The 19570-nt window shown below is 51.2% G+C and carries 20 protein-coding genes; 15 read left to right on the top strand and 5 right to left on the bottom strand.

What is annotated here, in order from left to right; genetic code table 11:
• Window positions 1-19: 19 nt before the first annotated feature.
• On the top strand, window positions 20-1627 hold the full coding sequence (locus tag MKX42_RS17400) for a bifunctional metallophosphatase/5'-nucleotidase (RefSeq protein WP_340757714.1): 1608 nt from the start codon (window positions 20-22) through the stop codon (window positions 1625-1627).
• Between the two features lie 68 nt (window positions 1628-1695).
• On the opposite strand, the gene MKX42_RS17395 is transcribed toward MKX42_RS17400, so the two are convergent.
• The 4 genes from MKX42_RS17395 to MKX42_RS17380 are packed head-to-tail and all read right to left on the bottom strand — an operon-like array spanning window position 1696 to window position 6061.
• Window positions 1696-2517: an arylamine N-acetyltransferase gene (locus MKX42_RS17395; protein WP_340753589.1), complete on the bottom strand. Its 822-nt coding sequence runs from the start codon at window positions 2515-2517 to the stop codon at window positions 1696-1698.
• A 4-nt stretch (window positions 2518-2521) separates the two neighbouring features.
• Window positions 2522-3766 carry a beta-ketoacyl-[acyl-carrier-protein] synthase family protein gene (locus tag MKX42_RS17390; protein ID WP_340753588.1) on the bottom strand — a complete coding sequence of 415 codons (1245 nt, stop codon included), beginning with the start codon at window positions 3764-3766 and terminating at the stop codon, window positions 2522-2524.
• The gene (locus MKX42_RS17385; RefSeq protein WP_340753587.1) at window positions 3763-5046 is read right to left on the bottom strand and encodes a beta-ketoacyl synthase N-terminal-like domain-containing protein; all 1284 of its coding nucleotides are present in this window, start codon (window positions 5044-5046) and stop codon (window positions 3763-3765) included. The genes MKX42_RS17390 and MKX42_RS17385 overlap by 4 nt, the downstream gene beginning before the upstream one ends.
• Window positions 5047-5050: 4 nt before the next feature.
• Window positions 5051-6061 (bottom strand): NAD-dependent epimerase/dehydratase family protein, encoded by a 1011-nt coding sequence (locus MKX42_RS17380; RefSeq protein ID WP_340753586.1) that lies wholly within the window; start codon window positions 6059-6061, stop codon window positions 5051-5053.
• 197 nt (window positions 6062-6258) lie between these two features.
• Between MKX42_RS17380 and MKX42_RS17375 the strand changes: the two genes are divergently transcribed.
• The 6 genes from MKX42_RS17375 to MKX42_RS17350 all read left to right on the top strand — a co-directional run bounded on the left by MKX42_RS17375 (window position 6259) and on the right by MKX42_RS17350 (window position 10019).
• A complete protein-coding gene (locus MKX42_RS17375; protein ID WP_340753585.1) occupies window positions 6259-6654 on the top strand; it encodes an acyl carrier protein in 396 nt (131 codons plus the stop codon).
• Window positions 6655-6660: 6 nt separating this feature from the next.
• Window positions 6661-7416 (top strand): SDR family NAD(P)-dependent oxidoreductase, encoded by a 756-nt coding sequence (locus tag MKX42_RS17370; protein ID WP_340753584.1) that lies wholly within the window; start codon window positions 6661-6663, stop codon window positions 7414-7416.
• Between the two features lie 70 nt (window positions 7417-7486).
• A complete protein-coding gene (locus tag MKX42_RS17365; RefSeq protein WP_340753583.1) occupies window positions 7487-7936 on the top strand; it encodes a hypothetical protein in 450 nt (149 codons plus the stop codon).
• On the top strand, window positions 7917-9146 hold the full coding sequence (locus MKX42_RS17360; protein ID WP_340753582.1) for a glycosyltransferase: 1230 nt from the start codon (window positions 7917-7919) through the stop codon (window positions 9144-9146). The genes MKX42_RS17365 and MKX42_RS17360 overlap by 20 nt, the downstream gene beginning before the upstream one ends.
• Window positions 9133-9555: an acyl-CoA thioesterase gene (locus tag MKX42_RS17355; RefSeq protein ID WP_340753581.1), complete on the top strand. Its 423-nt coding sequence runs from the start codon at window positions 9133-9135 to the stop codon at window positions 9553-9555. The genes MKX42_RS17360 and MKX42_RS17355 overlap by 14 nt, the downstream gene beginning before the upstream one ends.
• The gene (locus MKX42_RS17350) at window positions 9552-10019 is read left to right on the top strand and encodes a hypothetical protein (protein ID WP_340753580.1); all 468 of its coding nucleotides are present in this window, start codon (window positions 9552-9554) and stop codon (window positions 10017-10019) included. Before MKX42_RS17355 ends, MKX42_RS17350 begins: the two co-directional genes overlap by 4 nt.
• On the opposite strand, the gene MKX42_RS17345 is transcribed toward MKX42_RS17350, so the two are convergent.
• Window positions 9994-10728 carry an SDR family NAD(P)-dependent oxidoreductase gene (locus MKX42_RS17345; RefSeq protein WP_340753579.1) on the bottom strand — a complete coding sequence of 245 codons (735 nt, stop codon included), beginning with the start codon at window positions 10726-10728 and terminating at the stop codon, window positions 9994-9996. The genes MKX42_RS17350 and MKX42_RS17345 overlap by 26 nt on opposite strands.
• Window positions 10729-10856: 128 nt before the next feature.
• Here MKX42_RS17345 and MKX42_RS17340 point away from each other — a divergent pair, with 128 nt between their 5' ends.
• The 8 genes from MKX42_RS17340 to MKX42_RS17305 all read left to right on the top strand — a co-directional run bounded on the left by MKX42_RS17340 (window position 10857) and on the right by MKX42_RS17305 (window position 19547).
• Window positions 10857-11837 carry an NADP-dependent oxidoreductase gene (locus MKX42_RS17340; protein WP_340757713.1) on the top strand — a complete coding sequence of 327 codons (981 nt, stop codon included), beginning with the start codon at window positions 10857-10859 and terminating at the stop codon, window positions 11835-11837.
• Window positions 11838-11861: 24 nt separating this feature from the next.
• Window positions 11862-12821: a phosphotriesterase family protein gene (locus MKX42_RS17335; RefSeq protein ID WP_340753578.1), complete on the top strand. Its 960-nt coding sequence runs from the start codon at window positions 11862-11864 to the stop codon at window positions 12819-12821.
• 21 nt (window positions 12822-12842) lie between these two features.
• Window positions 12843-14078, top strand: a complete 1236-nt coding sequence (locus MKX42_RS17330) for a sugar efflux transporter (RefSeq protein WP_340753577.1) — start codon at window positions 12843-12845, stop codon at window positions 14076-14078.
• Entirely contained in the window at window positions 14075-15208 is a 1134-nt protein-coding gene (locus MKX42_RS17325) for a glycosyltransferase family 2 protein (protein ID WP_340753576.1), read from the top strand. The genes MKX42_RS17330 and MKX42_RS17325 overlap by 4 nt, the downstream gene beginning before the upstream one ends.
• Window positions 15209-15333: 125 nt before the next feature.
• Window positions 15334-16326, top strand: a complete 993-nt coding sequence (locus tag MKX42_RS17320) for an alpha/beta fold hydrolase (RefSeq protein ID WP_340753575.1) — start codon at window positions 15334-15336, stop codon at window positions 16324-16326.
• A gap of 179 nt (window positions 16327-16505) precedes the next feature.
• Window positions 16506-17750, top strand: coding sequence for an MFS transporter (locus MKX42_RS17315; protein WP_340753574.1), 1245 nt, complete (start codon window positions 16506-16508; stop codon window positions 17748-17750).
• A gap of 134 nt (window positions 17751-17884) precedes the next feature.
• On the top strand, window positions 17885-18571 hold the full coding sequence (locus MKX42_RS17310; protein ID WP_340753573.1) for a response regulator transcription factor: 687 nt from the start codon (window positions 17885-17887) through the stop codon (window positions 18569-18571).
• Window positions 18558-19547 carry a sensor histidine kinase gene (locus MKX42_RS17305; RefSeq protein WP_340753572.1) on the top strand — a complete coding sequence of 330 codons (990 nt, stop codon included), beginning with the start codon at window positions 18558-18560 and terminating at the stop codon, window positions 19545-19547. The genes MKX42_RS17310 and MKX42_RS17305 overlap by 14 nt, the downstream gene beginning before the upstream one ends.
• Window positions 19548-19570 lie beyond the last annotated feature (23 nt).

Below are 19570 nucleotides of genomic sequence, written 5' to 3'. Positions count from 1 at the left end.
GACGAGAAGGGTGAACGAGATGATGGAACCGGCAGCAAGCCGTAACCTGTGCAAGATTGTGATTATCGCTACCTCGGATGTTCATGGCAATCTGTGGGGCTACCGTTATGAAGACGGACTCGATACCGTAAATGATGGGCTCGCCAGAGTAGCCGCTTACGTCCGCGAACTTAGAGAGAGCGGGACCGAGATTCTGCTGATCGATAACGGTGACGTATTCCAGGGGAATATGCTGACTGACGATGTCTACAATAAGCGGCCGGATGACAGGCATCCGGTTGCGGCAGCACTTAATGCCATGGGCTATGCCGCGCTGACGCTGGGCAACCATGAGTTTAACTTCGGCCTTGGCCTGATCGGGCGAATCAAGCAGGAGCTGAACTTCCCGGTGCTCGCTGCGAATGTCTGGGATACGGAAGGCAGGCCGTTTGCAGAGCCGTATGTGATTCTTGAGCAGCACGGCATGCGGATTGCGGTCATCGGACTGACGAATCCCAACGTTCCACGCTGGGATGGAAGTAAGGTAGAGGGCCTACGGTTCGGCCATATGGCCGAGACCGCGCAGGCGATTGCCGCCTCCCTCCGGGCGGAAGGGAAGGCGGACCTGATTGTGATCAGCGCCCATGCGGGCATGGTCGCAGAGTTCGATGAAGAGGGCGGTTCGGATGCTGCCGGACGGATTGCGGAGCTTGTTCCTGAAGCAGATGTACTGCTGGTCGGCCATATGCATATTACCGTGAACCAGCGTATAGGGAATACCGTTATTGGAGGGCCGCGGGACCGGGGGCGGGAAGTTGTACGCTTCGACGTTACACTAGAGCTTGACGGCGGTCAGCCCAAGGTTGTGAGCCGGGAGGTCACGGTGATAGATATGAACGGCTGGAAGCCGGACCCGGAACTCTGCAGTCTGGTTGCCGAGGCGCATGAAGAGACCCTCCGGTTCATCGCTGATGGCGGCGGTGGCCCTTCCATAGAGGGGGAGGGCGGCATTTTGGGTTATGCTGCCGCTAATTTCCAACCTGAAGAGACTGCCGGCCTGCCAGTGGGACGAGTTCAGGATACGGCGGTCATTACCTTGATCCAGCGCGCCATGCTGGAGGCCAGCGGGGCGGATGTTGCCGCTACGAGCCTGTTCAACGACAAGGCGGATCTGAAGCAGGGACCGCTGACGTATGCAGATGTCTACCGCATTTATCCTTTTGACAATGTGCTGTATGTTGTGACCGTCACCGGCAAGGAGCTGAAGGATTATATGGAAGCTTCGGCTGCCCATTTCCGGCAGTGGCAGCCCGGGGATACGAATATCACCGCCGATCCTGAGGTGCCGAGCTACCTCTACGATATGTTCGCCGGGATTAATTATCAGATCGACATCTCGCAGCCGGTAGGCCGGCGGATCATCCACCTGGCCTACCGGGGCAGACCGCTTGCCGATACGGACGAGCTACAGCTTGCCGTCAACAATTATCGTTACAGCAGCCTGTTGAAGGCCTCGGGACTGGTCAGCGCCGTCAAGCACTGGGAGTCGGACTGCAGCGTCCGCGAGATGCTGGTTCATTATATCCGGGACCGCCAGACGGTCATACCGGAGGTAGATCATAACTGGTCAATTACCGGAATGGTTTGAAATAAGAGCAGCCCCTCATTGAATGAATGATCAATGTGGGGCTGCTTCCGGATAAGGTGGAGTGAATTTTATGCACCCCATATTGGTGTGCCCAGGGATTCCAGGGTTTCTACAGCTTCATGAACCGGGAGATTACTCATACCGAATTCATTGTGCACAATATCCTGAATCTCCTGTATGGAATGCAGCTTCATTTGCTCATGGCCCTCCTGATACCGAATGGTGAATGTATCATTTACAAGAGACAGTGAGCGCTGCCGGTCCGGCTGCCACAGATAGACCCGCAGAATGGTGGTGAACAGGCGCTGCGGCTCATTACTCCAATGAATAAGCCGGTGAACTTCGGGCAAGCCTGCGCGTTCATAGGGACGAAATGTCCAGTGATGCTGTTCTTTGCCTGTAATGCCGTGCACCAGATGGAATTTAAGCTTGTTGCCCGGGTCAGGATACCCCATAACTCGGGAGTGGTGAATCGTAAGCTCATGCGGCTGGGAGATATCCAGCGGATAATGGGTGGGATGCCCCAGTGCTACATCCGTATAATAGAGCCGGTCTGCAAGCTTCACTATGGTTGCCAGATGCGAAGCATATTTAATAGGATAAGCGTCATAGCCAAGCTCCTGCAGCAGCTTGCAGAAATAATAATTGCCCGTGTGGCACACGCCGGAGTAATCGAATCTGTACATATGCTCCATGTAGACTTCCTGCGGAGGAAGATAGAACTGCTGTTCCTCAAAGGCCTTAAGATAGTGCAGCTTGGAGATATTCTCAAACGCTAGACGAGTCATCCGTGACCTGACTAAGCGCTGCAGATAATCCAGGCTGGGAGGCTCCGCATCCATGCCGATCCGCTTCAAGTACAACATAGCCCATGCTGAAGGAGTCTCCATTCGTTCATCCCCGCTTATATTTAGCAATGACAAGAGACGCATTCTGTCCGCCCATGCCGAATGAATTGGTGAGGGCCGTCTCTATGTCCGCAGGTTTGGATATATTCGGAGTATAGTTCAGGTCACACTGGGGATCAGGGGTTCTGTGATTGATCGTTGGCGGAATGAACCCGTTGCCCAGGCTAAGTATCGTTACCAGAGTCTCCATGGCCCCGGCGGCTGTCATGAGATGACCATGCATCGATTTGGTGGAGCTGATGTCCAGTTGCCCGGCGAGGGGGCCGAAGACTGCCTTAATCGCTTCAGTCTCATGTTTATCGTTCTTGGGTGTTCCTGTGCCATGTGCGTTAATGTAGCGGATGGCCTCCAGCGGCACTCCGGCATCCTCAATAGCCCGCTCCATGGACAGGATCATTCCCAGAGAAGACTCATGCGGGTCGGTGATGGAATAACCGTCCAGCGAGCTGCCATACCCCCGTATCTCCGCATAGATCGGCGCATGCCGGCTAAGTGCATCCTCCTCACGCTCCAGAAGAAATAGAACAGAACCCTCTCCAATCGTAAAGCCGTTCCTGTTCAGGTCAAACGGGGAGCAATTCTCAGTGCAATCCTCCTTCGTGGGCTCAAGCGCACCGAGCCGGCAGAGGCGGGCCAGCGACATCGGGTCCAACTTGGACGAGACTCCCCCGGTTATCACCGCATCGGCATCCCCGGATCTCAGCATAAGCATGGCGTCGCCAATCGCCTGCGCGGAAGCAGCGCAAGTGCCGAAATTCGCTATACTTGGGCCTCCTATGCCAAAATCACGGGCAGCATGATAAAACATATACGATGGATGATTGGCGAGCAGTGTATCGAGATCCATCGGCTCAGAGGGAGGCTGCCCTTCATTACCATAAACATACAGATAACGGAGATCCTCAGGAGAGGAGGTATTGGGGTCTGTGCCTACAATTAAGCTGATGCGTTCGGGAGCATAGAACCTTCCCGGACCGCCGGTTTCCAGAAGCTCCTTCACGCAGGAGTAGAATAGCTTGAAAATAATATTGCCGGCAACAGGGTACTGCACCCGGTCCAGCCCCGAATCGTCAATCATAGCTGCATGTTTAACAGGCAGGTTCCCCACCTGATACCGTTCAATCGGCCTGATTCCTGAATGACCCGCCTTCAGATTTGTGACAATGGATTCCAGTTGGTTGCCCAGAGGGGTAATCGCGCTTATTCCAGTTACTACAATTCTGCTTCTCATCGCGAGTGATTGTCCCCTTTCTCAAGAATGATAGCGCTGTAGGCCCCGCCCGGTCCTGCACTGTTCACGACAGTCCGTTCAATAGCCATGGCCGCATTCTCCTGGCGGACCCATTCAATGCGGCTGTCAGAGGGCGCGGATGTGTGGTTCAGCGGCACAGCGGTTTGCCTGATCATCGATTGCACAGCAAGTATCACGTCCAACAGACCGGATACGGGGCCGAGATACCCAAGATACCCCTTCAACGCAGCAGCACTTATGCTAGAGCCATTCCACACGGCAGAGATGCCCTCAAGCTCACCTTCATCCCAAGCGGCAACAGACGGTGCGTTGCACATCATCAGATCAATGTCATCCGGGGCAAGCTTGGCACGCTCCAGCGCCAGATCCAGAGTTTTGGTGAAGCCTGTCCCCGACAATCCAAAGTAAGTCTCACCAGGAACGGTCAGGCTGGCCCCGCCTTGGATTTTGGCAAGAACAGGGCGCCCATTTCTTAGAGCAACATCTTCCCTTTCCAGGAAAATCGCACCCGCGCCTTCACTCATAAGCGTGCCGGATGATTGCGGACTGAAGGGGGTGACCAGCTTTTCAGGATTTTCCGGTGAAGCCGTGCTTCTGACGAGTCCGGTTTCAAGCCACCACCTGAATTCATGGGCGCTGAAGGGGCTGAAGGAGGCGGATACCATGGCTTGCTCTATTCTTCCGGTTTCGATGGCCCTAGCCGCAGACAGGAGGGCTGTTACGCCTCCGCAGTCGCTATTACAATACAAGTTGCCGGGACCGTGCGCTCCGGTGGTTTTGGCCATGAAGTGTGAGGGGACCGTGGTTAATTGCTTCACGCCGCTTAAGGGCGGAATCCGGTGCAAGTTATCCCCCAGCCGTGAAAAATCCATGTCTCCATCCCCGCTGCTGCAGATCGAACGAAAGATCTGCAGCGTCTCCGGGTCCAGATTCACCGGATGATTAGCCACATATACCGCACAGTTCATAGCATTATTCTCCAGACTTGCCATCAATCCATAGTCATTCAGCATCTGATAGGCGGCCTTCATCTGCAGCTTGTTGTATCTCAGCATCATGTTAGAGCCGGAAATGCCCAGGTCTCTGATACTGAAATTCGGAATTTCACCTCCAATGGAGCATCTGCAGGGGGATGCATCGAATAGGCTAATGGCGCTATAGGCTGTTTTACCTTGAAGCATGGCTTCATGGATCTCCCCGGGCGTTTGGCCCAGAGGAGTAACGCAGCCCATGCCGGTTATAACAACGGATGGTTTCATGGGATTATACAACTCCTGTCGTTGCTGTGTGGGGTTCGGGTAGCCAGTACCGTTCATACCAGTCTACGGTTTGCCTGATTCCTTCCTCCAGCGGAGTATCTGCTGACCAATGAAGAATCGCCTTGGCCCGCTCAGGGGAGAGATGCTGGTGCAGAATTTCCCTGCCGTTCTGAACTTCATAGTGCGGTTCAATATAATCCAGATTCATTGTGTGCTGAATAAGTGAGGTAACCTTCTGGATCTCCCACAGCTTGCCGGTCCCGAAGTTAAATACATGCTCTCCAGCCTGATGTCCTTCATAATGGTACATAGCCATGTAAGCCTGGACCAAATCCTTGATGTAGAGGAAGTCCCGCATATAGGTTCCGTCTGAAGAGATTCGGATGACAGGCTGAAGCTTGCCGTATAGCCGCTGTATGGTCCCGGGAACAAGCCTGCGGAAGTTCAGATCGCCTCCTCCGTAAATATTGCCAAAGCGTCCGATCACGATAGGCAGGCTGAAGCTGTGTCTGTAGCTCTGGGAGATCAGATCGGAACAGGATTTCGAGGCGTCGTAAGGATTCCTGCCCTGAATGGGCATCTCTTCATCATAGGGGAGAATGGGGCTGTCACCGTATACTTTGTCACTGGAGGCAATGATGATTTTGGAGATCTGGTCCTTGTGAATCCGGCAGACCTCCAGCAGATTGTAAGTGCCCTTCACATTGGTCTCGAACGTCTGCCAGGGGATCTGGTATGCCAAATCCTGCATGGATACGGCAGCCAGATGAAAGACGGTGTTAATTCTTTCGTCCGTGATAGCGCGTTCAATTAAGTGGTAGTCGGCAATTGAACCATAATAACAGCGGATTTCCTTGTCCAGCCCCATTTTGGCAAACGGGCTTCGCGGGTTGAGCTCACTCAGGATAGAGGTTAGTTCAGCACCTTGTTCAAGCAAATGTTGAGTGAGCCATGTTCCTACGAATCCTGATGCACCTGTAACCAGCGCACGGCAGTCCGATAAAGCGCCCTTCATTGACATAACCTCCCACAAATCGACTGATAGACTACTAGGATAATACATCCATTTTTGCCGATAATAACTCACTATGAAAATAATTTCAATAGTAAATGACACTATCTTTAACTCTTTTACCGCCAAAAAAATCATTGCTATTAATAGAAATATATGTATACAATAACAAAGAAATCTATTCTTCGCGGAGGTGCGTTATGGATCAAACCATTTACAGCAAAGTGAAAAAATTGTTGCAGGATGTACTTGATCTGCCAGAGGCTCAAATCATGCCGAATACTTATCTTTACAGAGATTTAAATCTGGAAAGTGCTGAGACGCTGGAGCTAACGTTCATGCTTGAACAGGAATTCAATATCAAGATCGACAATCAGGAGTTCTGGAATTTGCCCAATGTGATTGCCAACCGGGGAATGTTCAGCAATAGCCGGCTGTCTCCGGAAGCCGTGTCTTCTGTACGGCAATATTTCACTGTATCGGATGAGGACCTCTCAGCCCTCGCCAGTCCCTATGATCTGTTCAATTATCTGACCGTAGAGAATATGGTAGATTTCGTATCCGCCAAGTTAGAGAAGTCGGAGAATAGGGTGTGACCGGTCGTGAAGATTGATTTCTCGGGAAAAGTGGTCATTATTACCGGAGGAAGCAGAGGCATCGGGCGGGGACTGGTTACGCATTTCGCACGGGCTAACGCGACCGTATACTTCACCTATTTATCCAGTGAAGATCAGGCAGCAGCAGTTGTACAAGAGTGCAGGGAGCAATACGGGGCGGATGTCACCGGACTGAGAGTGGACGGGAGATCTAAGTCTGAGGTGGAGAGCTTTATGGATACGGTCTGGAATGATCATAAGCGCATAGATGTTGTAGTTAATAATGCTGCCTGGATTCCAAGAGGCCTGTTTCTGCAAATGAGCGAGCAGGATTGGAGCGAGGGAATCAGCGCCAACCTGAATTCTGTCATTGCCTTCTGCTCTTCAGCTATCAAATATATGATCCTGAATAAATCGGGATCGATCATAAATATTTCATCCCGCTCGGCACTGCAGCCCGGGCGGGGACAAGCGGTATACACAGCAACTAAAGGTGCGGTTGAATCGCTAACGAAGGTACTGGCGCTGGAATACGGTTCGTATAACATCCGCGTTAACACTATTGCGCCTGGACTAATCGAAACCGATGTCGTAAATACGATGCAAACCGGGGTCAAGAAAAAGATTCTGGAGCGCACGCCCCTGGGAAGAAACGGCACCGTAGACGATGTCAGTCATGCAGCGCTGTTCCTGGCCAGTGATTATGCCTCATATATTACAGGCACCCAATTGCCGGTGACCGGAGGAAGACATTTGGATTAACTTTGGCGGGTAAGGGATGTGAAGCTGCTTGCGGTATATGCAATTGGTATCTTTTACAAGAGTGGGCCCCATGGAGGCAGAGTCCTGCCAGGTTCTACAGCCCCGTGAGGATGTCTTTGAAGCGGAATGGGATACAGGATTGACGGTGCCTTTCTATGTTCTGCTTGAGTCCGTATTCCAGACTGCAGGCAGGCTTGCGCGTGAAGTGACCCATAACCGGCATGGGGCCGGAATTGTAAGCTTTAGTAATTTTGTGTTTGCCAGGCCTGTTTTTCAGGATGAACAAGTCACCTATTATGCCAAGCTATTATCGGTCAATGAGGAGAAGCGCAGCTTCTTCTTCCGGATTACTATTTCCGCAGAAGGACAGTTGATTGTGCCTGACGGGAGATTAATCACGAAGCAGGAGGATGTAATCTCAACTCATAGCTTGAATAACAACATAAGGCTGTCTGCAGAAGACGGAATGAACCTGCTCAGATTGAAGAGGGGGGACGAACGTGTGGATCTGGATTTTTAATATTGTGATGATGTCATTATTTCTGGTGCCGGGATTTCTTGCTGTTTATTTTATACTGGAGAGGCAGCGCTCCCGCCGGACAATAGCCGCAGAGCCGCCTTATCATCCTAAGGTTACCGTGCTGCTTCCCTTTCGCGGGCTGGACTATAACTTCGAATCCACCCTGCGAAGTCTTGCCAGCCAGCAGTATGCCGGGAACTATGAAGTGCTCGCGGTGACTTCGGAGGAGAACGGAAGAGGGGAGGAACTGGTTCATCAATATGCGGCGCAATCACCACTGATTCATCTGGTGAAGGCATCTCATTCCGAGGTCTCCCGGCACCGGAGCGATAAGGTGAATAATCTGTTAACCGGCATAGCGCATGCATCCAAGGATACCGAAATCTATGTATTTATTGATTCGGATATCGTGCCCCAGAGGACCTGGATTGAACAAATGGTACAGCCATTGCAGTCCGATCATGTCGGCCTCACCAGCGGCAGTGCATGGATCGTATCCAAGAGCAAGAGTGTGCTGGCCCTGGCGGCAAGATACTGGGATTTCCTGGCGACTACCATGATTACGTTTCCCGTGACCTGTTTTGCCAGAGGTTTTTCTTTTGGGATACGCAAAAATGTGTTTGAACAGATCGGGATGAAATCCATCTGGTCAGAGGCCTTTCATGATAACTTCACCATTTCGGATGTAGTAAGGAGAGCAGGATTCCGCATCCAATACGTACCCGATTGCTTAGTACCGGAGCATTTCGATATCCAAGGCTTCGCTTGGGTGAAATGGGTGAAGCGCCAGGCCTTGAACACGAAGGTAAATTACAAGCGGTTATGGGCGTTTGGCTTCTTCCTGGTGACGATGCCGCGGTTATTGGGGGCAATTATGTTCCTGGTTGCCCTCGGGTTCAGAATAACAGGGAATGTCCCTTCCTTGCTGTACATCTTCTTGTACTGGCCGTTGTTGCATATAGCAGGGGCCACTCTTGTTGTGGCCGCCGTATCCCGGGACGCTTCGCAGATTCAGGATTATCGCCCGTCGTTTATCCGAATAGCCGTGCTGGTGCTCGCTTCATTTGTATCTGTGGTGTATTGCATAAGCTCGCTGTGGGCCGTGATTTCCAACAAAATGGAATGGAGAAACCTCGTCTATCATCAAAAAACACCGTTTACTACCGTCGTAACGGGAGAAAAGGGGAGGAAGCAGGATGCTGGACAATGAGGCCTATTCGGTGATCCGTCGACGGATATATTTCAAGGACACCGACGCCGGCGGGGTGGTCTATTTCGGTAACGCCTGTGAGTTTATTGAAGCCGGTTGTACCGAATGGTTTCGGACACATGCCCTTTCCCTGAAAGAAATTCTTGATCAATACCAACTTTTTTTTGTGATGAAAAAAGTTGAAATTGATTTTCTGCACCCGGTCTACTATGACGAATGCATAGAGATTCGAACGTCCGTTAAGCGTATCATGCATTATTGGATTGATTTCCACACCGAAATCTGGGTGGATCAGGATAAGCGTTATACTGCGGAGAACCGGATGGTTCCGGTCAATCTATTGACCAAAGCACCTGCTCCCATTCCTGAGAAAATATACTCTGCTGTCCAAGGAGCATGCAGAATATGAGATACATTTTTATGGATGAAATCACTGCTCTGACGGCTGACTCTATTTCCGGGAAGAAGTATGTCTCTTTGAATGAAGATATCTTCCGGGATCACTTTCCCGAACAGCCTGTGCTGCCTGCGGCACTGATTACGGAGTCTATCATTCAATTATCGAGGTTGTTCACATGGATCAACAGCGATTACCGCTGTTCGCTGATCCCCGTAAGCTTTGAACGGCTTAAGTTTTTGCGGATGGTATCGCCGCCGGACATTCTTGGGGTGGAGCTTACCTTTGAGAATACCGGCAGCGAAGGGGACATGAAGGCGCGGGCAAGAGTAATGTGCAGGGAGTCAGAGCTTGTCTGTGAAGGCTCCGTTCTTTTCCGGGAGGTCCCGCTAGATGCGCTTCACAGGGAGGAGCGTTGCCGGTCCCTAACCGGAATTCTAACCCGTAATCTCAGTTCAGGTGGGAGCCGCCCGTAACCAGCAGATCTGCTCCTGTAATGAAGCTTGCCGATTCGCTCCCCAGAAAAGCAGCAGCATGACACACATCCGAAGCGTAGCCCACCCGTTGTAACGGTATCTTGCGGACATCTTCCTCTGTGACCCGTTTCGGCTTCTCGGTGACAATCAGACCGGGGGAGATGGTATTCGCACGGATGCCAAAGGCTCCATATTCAATGCAGAGTGATTTGGTCAGGGAATCGACGGCTTGTTTAGTGGAGGAATAGGCGGCTTGTCCCCGGACCGGGTGATCGGCGCAGACTGTGGATATATTGATGATGCTGCCTGATTTTTGCCGGATCATATATGGGAGTGCGGAGGTACAGTGATGCACCACACCCATCAGATTGGTCTGAAGGGAGGTATTCCATAGCTCTGTTGTGGTGTTGCCGAAATCAGCTCTCCATATAAACGCGGCATTGTTAATCAGAAGATCAATCGCCTGATGCTGCTGCCAGACATCCGAAGTAAATGCCTCAACCTGTAGGTCTGACCCCGCATCGACCTGGACCCCAACCGGTTGCGGACCGTCGACTGAATCGGCGAGGACAGGCTGGAATCGTTCAGCAGAGAGATAAGTATAGTATACCTTAGCTTTCATCGCACTAAATGACTGCACAAGCTGACGGCCGATGCCCCGTGAACCGCCTGTAATCAGGACTACCTTACCGGTATAATCGAAATCCATAATGAACGCCTCCCTGTCTGGTTGTTCTTATCATATGCAATTAGTAGATTTAATGCAATATTATACTATATTATATATTAAAAGGAATTGATGGCGGCGTGTCATCCTTAAAAAATACCAGAATTGTAATGTGTCAGCGGCCTCAGGGCATCCCGCAGCAAGAACATTTTCGGCTGGAGACAGTTGAGGTTCCAGCCCTTTCGGATGGAGAGGTACTTGTAAAGAACAACTATCTGTCGGTGGACCCGTACATGCGCAACCTGATGCGCCGCAGCAAATCCTATATGGATTCCTATCAGATCGGGGAGATTTTTGGCGGGGCGGGTATTGGCGAGGTAGTGGAGAGCCGGTCATCCGGTCTTCGGGCAGGAGAAAGGGTATGGGGCATCCTCGGCTGGCAGGAATATAGCGTACATAAGGCCGGACAATTATTGAAGATGGACCCGGGCGTCCAGCCAGCTACAGCCTATTTGAGTATTCTGGGTACCCCTGGACTGATCGCTTATTTCGGTCTTGCCGACGTATGTAAGCCGCGTGAAGGCGAGACCCTTGTAGTATCCAGCGGGGCAGGGGCCGTCGGCGCAGCCGTTGGCCAAATCGCCAAAAAAATCTACGGCTGCCATGTTGTTGGCATTACCGGCTCGAATGAGAAGGTTCACTATTTGAAAGAGGAATTAGGCTTCGATGAAGCGGTGAATTACCGCTTGGATCACAATCTGCGTATTGAATTGATGAAGACATGTCCTAATGGAATTGATATGTACTTCGATAATGTCGGGGGAGATATATCCGATGCTGTATTCGGTCATATCAATGATTACGCCCGGATCGCGGTCTGCGGCCAAATTGCGCTCTATAATCTCGTCAGACCAGAGGCAGGCTCCCGGATCTTACCGGCTGTTCTTCTTCACAGAGCGATGGTCAAGGGAATTTTGATCGCCGATTATGAAGACCGTCTTTCAGAAGCCAGGCTGGAACTGGGGAGATGGCTTAGGGAAGGGCAGCTGAAATGCTCAGAGACCATTACTGAGGGGCTGGAGAACACTATCGATGCCTTCATTAATTTGTTCAGCGGCACGAATCCGGGCAAACAACTAGTACGGATCTAATCTGGAAAAAGGAAAATAAATCCTATGACAAACATAAACTCTGTAACAGGGACCGTTGACAGCTCGCAGCTTGGACCCGCTCTTATCCATGAGCATATGCGGGTCAGATCCGTCGAAGTCGCGACCCAATTCCCTCATCTATACAACCGCAATGAAGAGCTTCAATTGGCGAAGGAGCAGGTTCTGGCCGCCAGGAATGCAGGGATACAGACCATCTGTGATCCCACCGTCATGGGTCAGGACCGGGATATTGTCTTCATAAGGGAGGTGTCCGAGTGCACAGGGGTAACCATTATTGCAGCGACCGGAATGTATACTTGTCAGGACCTGCCTGAGCCGCTAAGGAGAAAAAATATTGATTACCTCGCGGAGTTATTCATCAGGGATATTGAAGTGGGGATTCAGAATACGGAGATCAAGGCCGGCTTCATTAAATGTGCAACTGATGTTCAGGGCATTACGCCGAATGTGGAGAAGATTATCCGCGCTGCTGCCCGCGCCCATAAGAGAACCGGGGTTCCCATTATGACCCATACCCACGCGGCGTCAAAGAATGGGCTGGACCAATTGGATCTGCTTGAGCAAGAAGGAGTCCCCGCCAGGGCAGTGATTATTGGGCATTCAGGGGACACCCATGACATGGCCTACTTATCTCAATTGCTGAACCGGGAAGCTCTGCTCGGCTTAGACCGGTTTGGACTGTCAATCGGGATGTCATCCCGGGAACGTCCTGACCTGCTGCTGAAGCTGATACAGAGCGGTTATCACAAACAGTTGCTGGTCTCTCATGATTATTGCGGGTCCATTGATTGGTGGGAGCGGGAAGAGGTACGTTCCTTTGCCCCCGATTGGTCTATGACCCATCTGACCCGTGATGTCAGTCCGTATATCATAGATCAAGGGGTGGACCGGGATATTCTAAGCGAGATCATGGTCAACAATGTACGGGAATGGTTTGAACATGCAGCAAAAGGTACCTACTAAATCATAACTGGAGACAGAACGATGAGGATGAATTCCGGTTTTCTCAAAGATATTATCAAAATGCCGAGTTTCGTAGCACTGGTCTTTACCATAACCATGCTGGGACTCAGTGTATCGGCAACCAATCCCTTTTTATCGCTGTATTGTATTCAGGAGGCGGGTATGACTCCTTTGTCGTATGGCATACTGATGTCCATCACCATGGTCTTCGGCCTGTTCATCAGTACGTTCCTTGGCAAAGCCTCCGATACCAGATTCAGCAGAAAAACCATCATTATCTTCACCCTTCTCTCAACATCAGCCGCCTATGTGCTATTCGCCCTGTTCACCAACTATTATGTGCTGCTGGCCGTGTCGGCCCTATTCTTCGGAATATCGTTCGCTTCGTTCCCGCAGGTCTTTGCTTATGCCAGAGACTCCATCTCGAGGTCCAATATCAGTGCTATTAATCAGCCGCTGGCGATGAATATTCTAAGAATGTTATACTCCCTGGGCTGGATTGTGGGGCCGTCGATCGGTTCGGTTTTAGTCAATCAATATAACTTTTTTTATCTTTTTTTGATTGTAGCCGCTACATACATCTTCGTAAGCCTGATTGCCTTCATTTTGTTCCGCAGCCATCCTGTAACCCTAGCTGTTCAGGAAGACAAGCAGCCTGTGCACCTGGGACAATTCATTAAGCAGCCGCAAATTTCCTCTGTACTGGGTACATTTATACTGCTCAGTATTGCTTCTTCGATGAGTACCCTTGTGCTGCCGCTGTTCTTCTCAACCACGATGCATGGGAATTATCAGCAGTTAGGCTGGCTCTATAGCATTACGGCGATTGTTGAACTTCCTTTGATGGTCATTGTCGGAGTGATGTCCAGAAAAATGGGCAAAACCGCGATCATCCTGATCGGCATCATCTCCAATGTCCTGTATTTCCTGGTGTTTGCCCTGGCTCACTCCATTATCCTGCTCTATTTCGCCCAGGTGCTCAGTGCCATTTCAGTGTCCATTATCATGGGCTACGGCATCAGTTATTTTCAGGATCTGCTGCCGGAGGAGCCGGGAACCGCGACCACCCTCTACAGCAACACTTCCAGAATCGGCTCCTCCCTGGGAGGCGTGGTCTCAGGAGCCCTATCGGGAATGTTCGGCTACCGTTCCGTATTCGTGGCCTGTATGTCAATATCGCTGGCGGCGTTGTCCATCTTCGGGCTGGTTAACACATCGAACAGGAGAACCATCCATAAGGAGGCCGGGAAAATATGAAGATAAGTATACTTGTATTGGCGTACAATATTAAAAATCTGGTAGCCGAATGCCTGTTATCACTTAACCGCCAGGTTCAGGTGCCGGAAGGATGCTTCGAGGTCATTTTCGTTGACGACGGTTCAGATGACGGAACGCAAGAGCGGATTACTGCGCTCGACCTTGATTATTCCCTGAAATACGTTTACAAAACACCGGATGCTACAAAGTGCAGATCAGCGGCCAGAAATCTGGGCGTGTCGCAGGCTGGCGGCGACATTTTATTGTTTTTGGACGGTGATCAAGTCGTAGAGCGGGACTTCATCTATCAGCATTGGAAGGTGCACCAGCTCTGCGATGAGCCTGTAGTCGTGATGGGCCTGAGAGACTTTCTGGCTGAGGACAACCGGCTACCGTTCAGCCAAGTGGAAGACAGTAACCGCTCGTCCTTACTCCTGGAACGCAGAGATCCACGCCTGCCGGTCATCCAGCGGTTCTCGGAGAACGCGGGGAATATTGAGAACATCTGGGCTTTGCTCTATAGCTGTAACTTCTCAGTCCCCCGCAACAACTATTCCACAGCCGGAGGATTCGATGAAGATTTTATCGAATGGGGACTTGAAGATTGTGAACTTGGATACCGCTTATATCAGCAAGGTGCCAAATTCATCTTAAACACACAATGTATAGTCTTGCACCAGTATCATCCCACCACTTACGACGAGAAGAAATACCTGGGCTGGTTCACGAATCTTGAATTATTCAAGCAAAAGCATCCCACGCTGGAGGTTGAGCTTCAGAGCATTCTCGGGGATTGGTTCGACCCGGCCCGCCGAAAGCCCTGGAAGGATGCTTTTATCCGGTACGAACTGGCGGTCCGGTCTGTAAAAGGCTTATACAATCAGATGAACAGCTTGTATAAAGTGGCAGTGATTCACGACGACTCCGTTCCTGTGGAAGAGTGGCTCGCGAGAATCACCCGCGCGCTGGAATCACACAACGTCCTGGTGCTTGATTATTCCCGTTCGGACCTGAATCTGCTGATTCAGCTCGTTCCGCGGTCCTATGATCTGCTCTATTACAGACAGCCGTCTGCAGAAAGAGTTATTGAGGTTATGCAATCTGTTGCTGTAAATCTATCCGGGCTGTAGCCGCAGTGCGTCTGCCTGTTCATACTCCGTTCATATTCCCGTCATGAAGAGGACATCTTAATCAAGTAGACTCTATCTATACCGCTAAGACGGATCTACAGAGAGAAGGACAGGAGAAGATGAATATGGCAGATACAATGAATAACCAGCAACCAGGGAAGAAGAGCCGTAAGAAGCGCAAATTATGGTTGAAAATAGTAGGTGGCATTATCGGAGTGCTTGTGCTGTTCATAGGTATCACCTTTATCGTTAACGCCATCAGCACCGGGATCGAGAAGAAGAAGATCGAATCGTACGGACAGTATGTTAATGTAGAAGGCAAAAAGATGAATGTGATGATTCAAGGCAGCGGGGAACAGACCATCGTTCTTCTGCCGGGGCAAGGCACCGCCTCACCTGTGCTTGATTTCAAGCTGCTGATTGACCAATTGACGCCTTCCTACAAAGTCGTGGCCATTGAGCCTTTCGGTTACGGTCTAAGCGATGGGACGGATAAAGAAAGAACAACTGAGAATATCATCAGTGAAATTCATGAGGCTGTGCAGCAGCTGGGTCTGAAGCGTTATGTCCTGATGGGCCACTCCATCACGGGACTTTATGCCGTGTCTTATGTGAATGCATACCCGAATGAAGTTGAAGCTTTTGTAGGGATTGACAGTAGTGTGCCCAATCAGCCCGGCATGGATGTGAAATTGCCGCTGAAGGCCATGAAGTTTGCTAAAGATTCAGGTGTGATGCGGCTGCTAACGAAGCTCAGCGGAGATTCGTTTAAATCGCTTGACTATGATGAGCATACCAAAGAACAGATGAAATTCATCTCTGCCGTGCACGGCAATAATCCAACGTTGATGAATGAGCTTAGCCACCTTGGTTCCAATTTCAAAAACGGCTCAAAGCTGACATACCCGCAGGACCTGCCAGTTCTGCTGTTCGCGCAATCCAATAACGAGCACAACAAACAGTGGATTCCGCTGCATGAGGAGCAGGCAAAGCAGTCTTCACAGGGCAAATTGATCCCGATGGTAGGCTCCCATTACCTGCACCATACGAAGTACAAAGAAATTGCCGAGGAATTCAAGGAATACATGAAGACCGTTCAATTGAAGCAAGCGAAGTAGAACAGAATACTCGAATTACAGCTGCGGTGCCTAACTTGGTGCCGCAGTTTTTTTGTAAGTTAAGCATGAATAATATAATCTTTATAGTTCTGCATCGGGTCCGTATAATAAGGAAGGGAAGGAGAACCGTCCCAAAGCATTAGAAGTAGTATATTCAAGCTAAGTAGGGGGTTAAAGGATTGAATCAGCATGACAAAAGCGCTAATTCACCGAGCCTGTTCCTTAACAGGTTCCTGCAGACAATTCTGTTATCCAGCGTGCTGCTGCAGATCGGGATCTGGGTGCGTAATTTTGCTATTCTGCTGTACGTTGCGGAGAGGACCAACAATGATCCCTACGCCATTTCACTGATCAGCGTTGCTGAATTTGCGCCTATCTTTGTTTTTTCCTTCATTGGAGGGACCTTTGCGGACCGGTGGCGGCCGAAGCGGACGATGATCTGGTGTGATTCCCTGTCTGCGGTATCGGTATTCGCCGTTCTGCTCAGCATTCACTTTGGCTCGTGGGAATCGGTGTATCTGGTCGCGTTCATCTCGGCTATTTTGTCGCAGTTCTCACAGCCTTCAAGTATGCGGTTATTTAAATTCCATGTACCGGAGGAACAGCTGCAGCAGGGGATGGCGCTCTTCCAATCACTGATGGCCATCTTCATGGTCCTCGGACCTATGTTAGGCACTTTCGTATACAGCACCTTCGGCCTTGAGATCTCCATCGCTGTAATGGGCGTGGCTTTTCTGCTGTCTGCACTTGTGCTTATTCGTCTGCCGGAGGATCATATGGAAGCCGGGACAGTTGCCGCGAAGGGGCAATTCCGTAAGGACTTCACCGAGGGCTTCCGGTATGTCTGGCAGAGCCAGGTGCTGCGGATGCTCGGACTTGCGTTTGTACTGGCGGGACTTGCCGTGGGCGCAGCCCAGGCGCTGAATCTGTTCATCGTCACAGAGCGGCTGGGCCGAAGCAAGGAGTTCCTCCAGTACATGCTTATGGTTAACGGTGCAGCCATGCTGATCGGGGGAGGGCTGGTGGCCGCCTTTGCCAAAAAGGTTCCGCCCCAGCTGCTGCTCGCCATGGGGATGCTCGCAGGTGCCGTATGCACCACTATCGTCGGGTTCTCAACAAGCGTTCCGCTTACGCTCACGATCCAGTTCCTGAATGGGCTGATGTTCCCATGCATTCATATCGGGATCAGTACCATGATTCTGAGATGGTCTAATAGCTCGATTGTCGGCCGGGTCAACGGGGTGCTGAATCCGATGTTCGTCGGGATGATGGTGGTGTCCATGTCTTTCGCCGGTGCGCTGAAGAGTGCCTTACCGCTCAGTACCATCTACAGCGGAGCCGGAATTCTGTTCCTCCTGGGCGCAATGATGATGTTGCCGATTATGAAGCAAAAGGCGCCGGATCTGGCACAGCCTGCACAATAAATAAGAAGCAGACAAGTGGAAACGGCATTGCCGCCCTTTTAAAGGACGGTACCGTTTCAGCGAGAAATAGAAGGATAATTTATCGTGTGAAACTTATAAATTCTTATATTTTTGTAAAATGGAGGCCCTGAAGAATGCCGCAAATATTACTGGTTGAGGATGATCAGGCCATTGCAAGAAATCTCGTGCTGCTGCTCCGCTCGGAAGGGTTCACAGTCACTCACGCCACTACGCGGAGTGAATCTGTGGCTATGCTTGGCGGGTATCCGTTTGACCTGGCACTGATCGATATTGCTTTGCCTGACGGGAACGGCTTTACGGTGTACACGGAGATCAAGGCCACAAGGGAGGTGCCTGTCATCTTCCTGACGGCCTCCGGGGATGAGGCAAGTGTCGTTACTGGGCTGAATATGGGGGCGGATGACTATATTACCAAGCCGTTTCGCCCGCGTGAACTGATTGCGCGGATTGGAACGGCGTTGCGGAAGAGCGGACGGACCGGGTCTGCTTTTGACATCTGCGGGCTTCATGTAGATCCGGCAAGCGGTGTTGTAACCCGGCAGGGCAAGGAGGTATACCTCTCAGCCCTGGAATACCGCCTGCTGCTGGTGTTTGTGAACAACCCCGGGAATATTATTACGCGAAGCAGGCTGCTCGACGAATTATGGGACGCAGCGGGCGAATTTGTGAATGACAACACACTGACCGTGTACATCAAGCGCCTGCGGGAGAAGATCGAGAGTGATCCGGCAAGCCCGCAGCTCATTCTGACCGTCCGGGGAACCGGATACCGGCTGGGGTGCAGCGATGCTGCGGAATAAAGAAATCCGGCAATTCACACTGTTGTACTCCATAATGTCCGCTGTAGCGATTATAGTCGGCTTCACCTTACATACGGCAGCGGGATTCCTTGCCACTGGTTGTGCTGTTGCCTTCGGCACAGCATTTTTGCTGTTCACCAGGGCCCGGTACAAGAGCATAGCGCGCATCTCCAATCAGATTGACCGGGTGCTGCATAATGCAGACCATCTGTTCATCGCGGATGCGGAAGAAGGCGAGTTATCCATCTTACATAGCGAGATTACCAAAATGACTCAGCGCATCCGGGACCAGAACCGCGAGCTGATCAAGGAAAAGGGCCATCTTGCGGATTCCCTGGCTGACATCGCCCACCAGCTCCGCACCCCGCTCACCTCAGTGAACCTGATTATGACGCTGCTTGCGAATAGTCCTGCGGAAGAGGAGCGGAAGGCTTTTATACGGGAGACCGAGGAACTGCTGATGCAGATGGATTGGCTGATTACCTCTCTGCTTAAGTTATCCCGCCTGGATGCGGGCATTGTTGTATTTCAACGCGGGCCTATCGCCGTTAACGACCTGCTCTGCACCGCTGTACGTCCGTTCCTGATCCAGATGGAGCTGCGCAATGTAGACTTAAGAATCGATTGCCCCTCAGGAGTAGTGATCCAAGGCGATTCTGCCTGGCTCCCGGAAGCGATCCGGAATATCCTGAAGAATGGTCTGGAAAGTGCAGGGGAGAACGGGAAGATAGAGCTGATCTGCACAGACAATCTGCTGTACACCGAGCTTACGGTGCATGACAACGGCCCGGGCTTCAGCAAGGAAGAAATCCCGCGGCTGTTCGACCGGTACTATCGCGGCAGCAGTCCTAACTATACCGGCTACGGAATCGGTCTCGCGCTCTGCAAGGGGATCATCACCCGGCAGGGAGGGAGTATTACCGCACATAATCACCCGCAGGGCGGTGCGCTCTTCAGGCTTCGTTTCCCTAAGTGACGGATCTCTCACCTGAAAGTCAC

The organism is Paenibacillus sp. FSL R7-0204 (assembly GCF_038002225.1).
Lineage (GTDB): Bacteria > Bacillota > Bacilli > Paenibacillales > Paenibacillaceae > Paenibacillus_AQ.
This window is presented reverse-complemented; position numbering and strand designations above follow the sequence as displayed.

What these genes read in the sequence shown, in the direction of transcription:
- MKX42_RS17390 (WP_340753588.1), bottom strand. Translation starts at nt 3,766, where the DNA reads ATGAGAAGCAGAATTGTAGTAACTGGAATAAGCGCGATTACCCCTCTG.
- MKX42_RS17365 (WP_340753583.1), top strand. Translation starts at nt 7,487, where the DNA reads ATGGAGGCAGAGTCCTGCCAGGTTCTACAGCCCCGTGAGGATGTCTTT.
- MKX42_RS17375 (WP_340753585.1), top strand. Translation starts at nt 6,259, where the DNA reads ATGGATCAAACCATTTACAGCAAAGTGAAAAAATTGTTGCAGGATGTA.
- MKX42_RS17325 (WP_340753576.1), top strand. Translation starts at nt 14,075, where the DNA reads ATGAAGATAAGTATACTTGTATTGGCGTACAATATTAAAAATCTGGTA.
- MKX42_RS17320 (WP_340753575.1), top strand. Translation starts at nt 15,334, where the DNA reads ATGGCAGATACAATGAATAACCAGCAACCAGGGAAGAAGAGCCGTAAG.
- MKX42_RS17380 (WP_340753586.1), bottom strand. Translation starts at nt 6,061, where the DNA reads ATGAAGGGCGCTTTATCGGACTGCCGTGCGCTGGTTACAGGTGCATCA.
- MKX42_RS17355 (WP_340753581.1), top strand. Translation starts at nt 9,133, where the DNA reads ATGCTGGACAATGAGGCCTATTCGGTGATCCGTCGACGGATATATTTC.
- MKX42_RS17400 (WP_340757714.1), top strand. Translation starts at nt 20, where the DNA reads ATGATGGAACCGGCAGCAAGCCGTAACCTGTGCAAGATTGTGATTATC.
- MKX42_RS17395 (WP_340753589.1), bottom strand. Translation starts at nt 2,517, where the DNA reads ATGGAGACTCCTTCAGCATGGGCTATGTTGTACTTGAAGCGGATCGGC.
- MKX42_RS17385 (WP_340753587.1), bottom strand. Translation starts at nt 5,046, where the DNA reads ATGAAACCATCCGTTGTTATAACCGGCATGGGCTGCGTTACTCCTCTG.
- MKX42_RS17330 (WP_340753577.1), top strand. Translation starts at nt 12,843, where the DNA reads ATGAGGATGAATTCCGGTTTTCTCAAAGATATTATCAAAATGCCGAGT.
- MKX42_RS17340 (WP_340757713.1), top strand. Translation starts at nt 10,857, where the DNA reads ATGTGTCAGCGGCCTCAGGGCATCCCGCAGCAAGAACATTTTCGGCTG.
- MKX42_RS17310 (WP_340753573.1), top strand. Translation starts at nt 17,885, where the DNA reads ATGCCGCAAATATTACTGGTTGAGGATGATCAGGCCATTGCAAGAAAT.
- MKX42_RS17350 (WP_340753580.1), top strand. Translation starts at nt 9,552, where the DNA reads ATGAGATACATTTTTATGGATGAAATCACTGCTCTGACGGCTGACTCT.
- MKX42_RS17345 (WP_340753579.1), bottom strand. Translation starts at nt 10,728, where the DNA reads ATGGATTTCGATTATACCGGTAAGGTAGTCCTGATTACAGGCGGTTCA.
- MKX42_RS17335 (WP_340753578.1), top strand. Translation starts at nt 11,862, where the DNA reads ATGACAAACATAAACTCTGTAACAGGGACCGTTGACAGCTCGCAGCTT.
- MKX42_RS17305 (WP_340753572.1), top strand. Translation starts at nt 18,558, where the DNA reads ATGCTGCGGAATAAAGAAATCCGGCAATTCACACTGTTGTACTCCATA.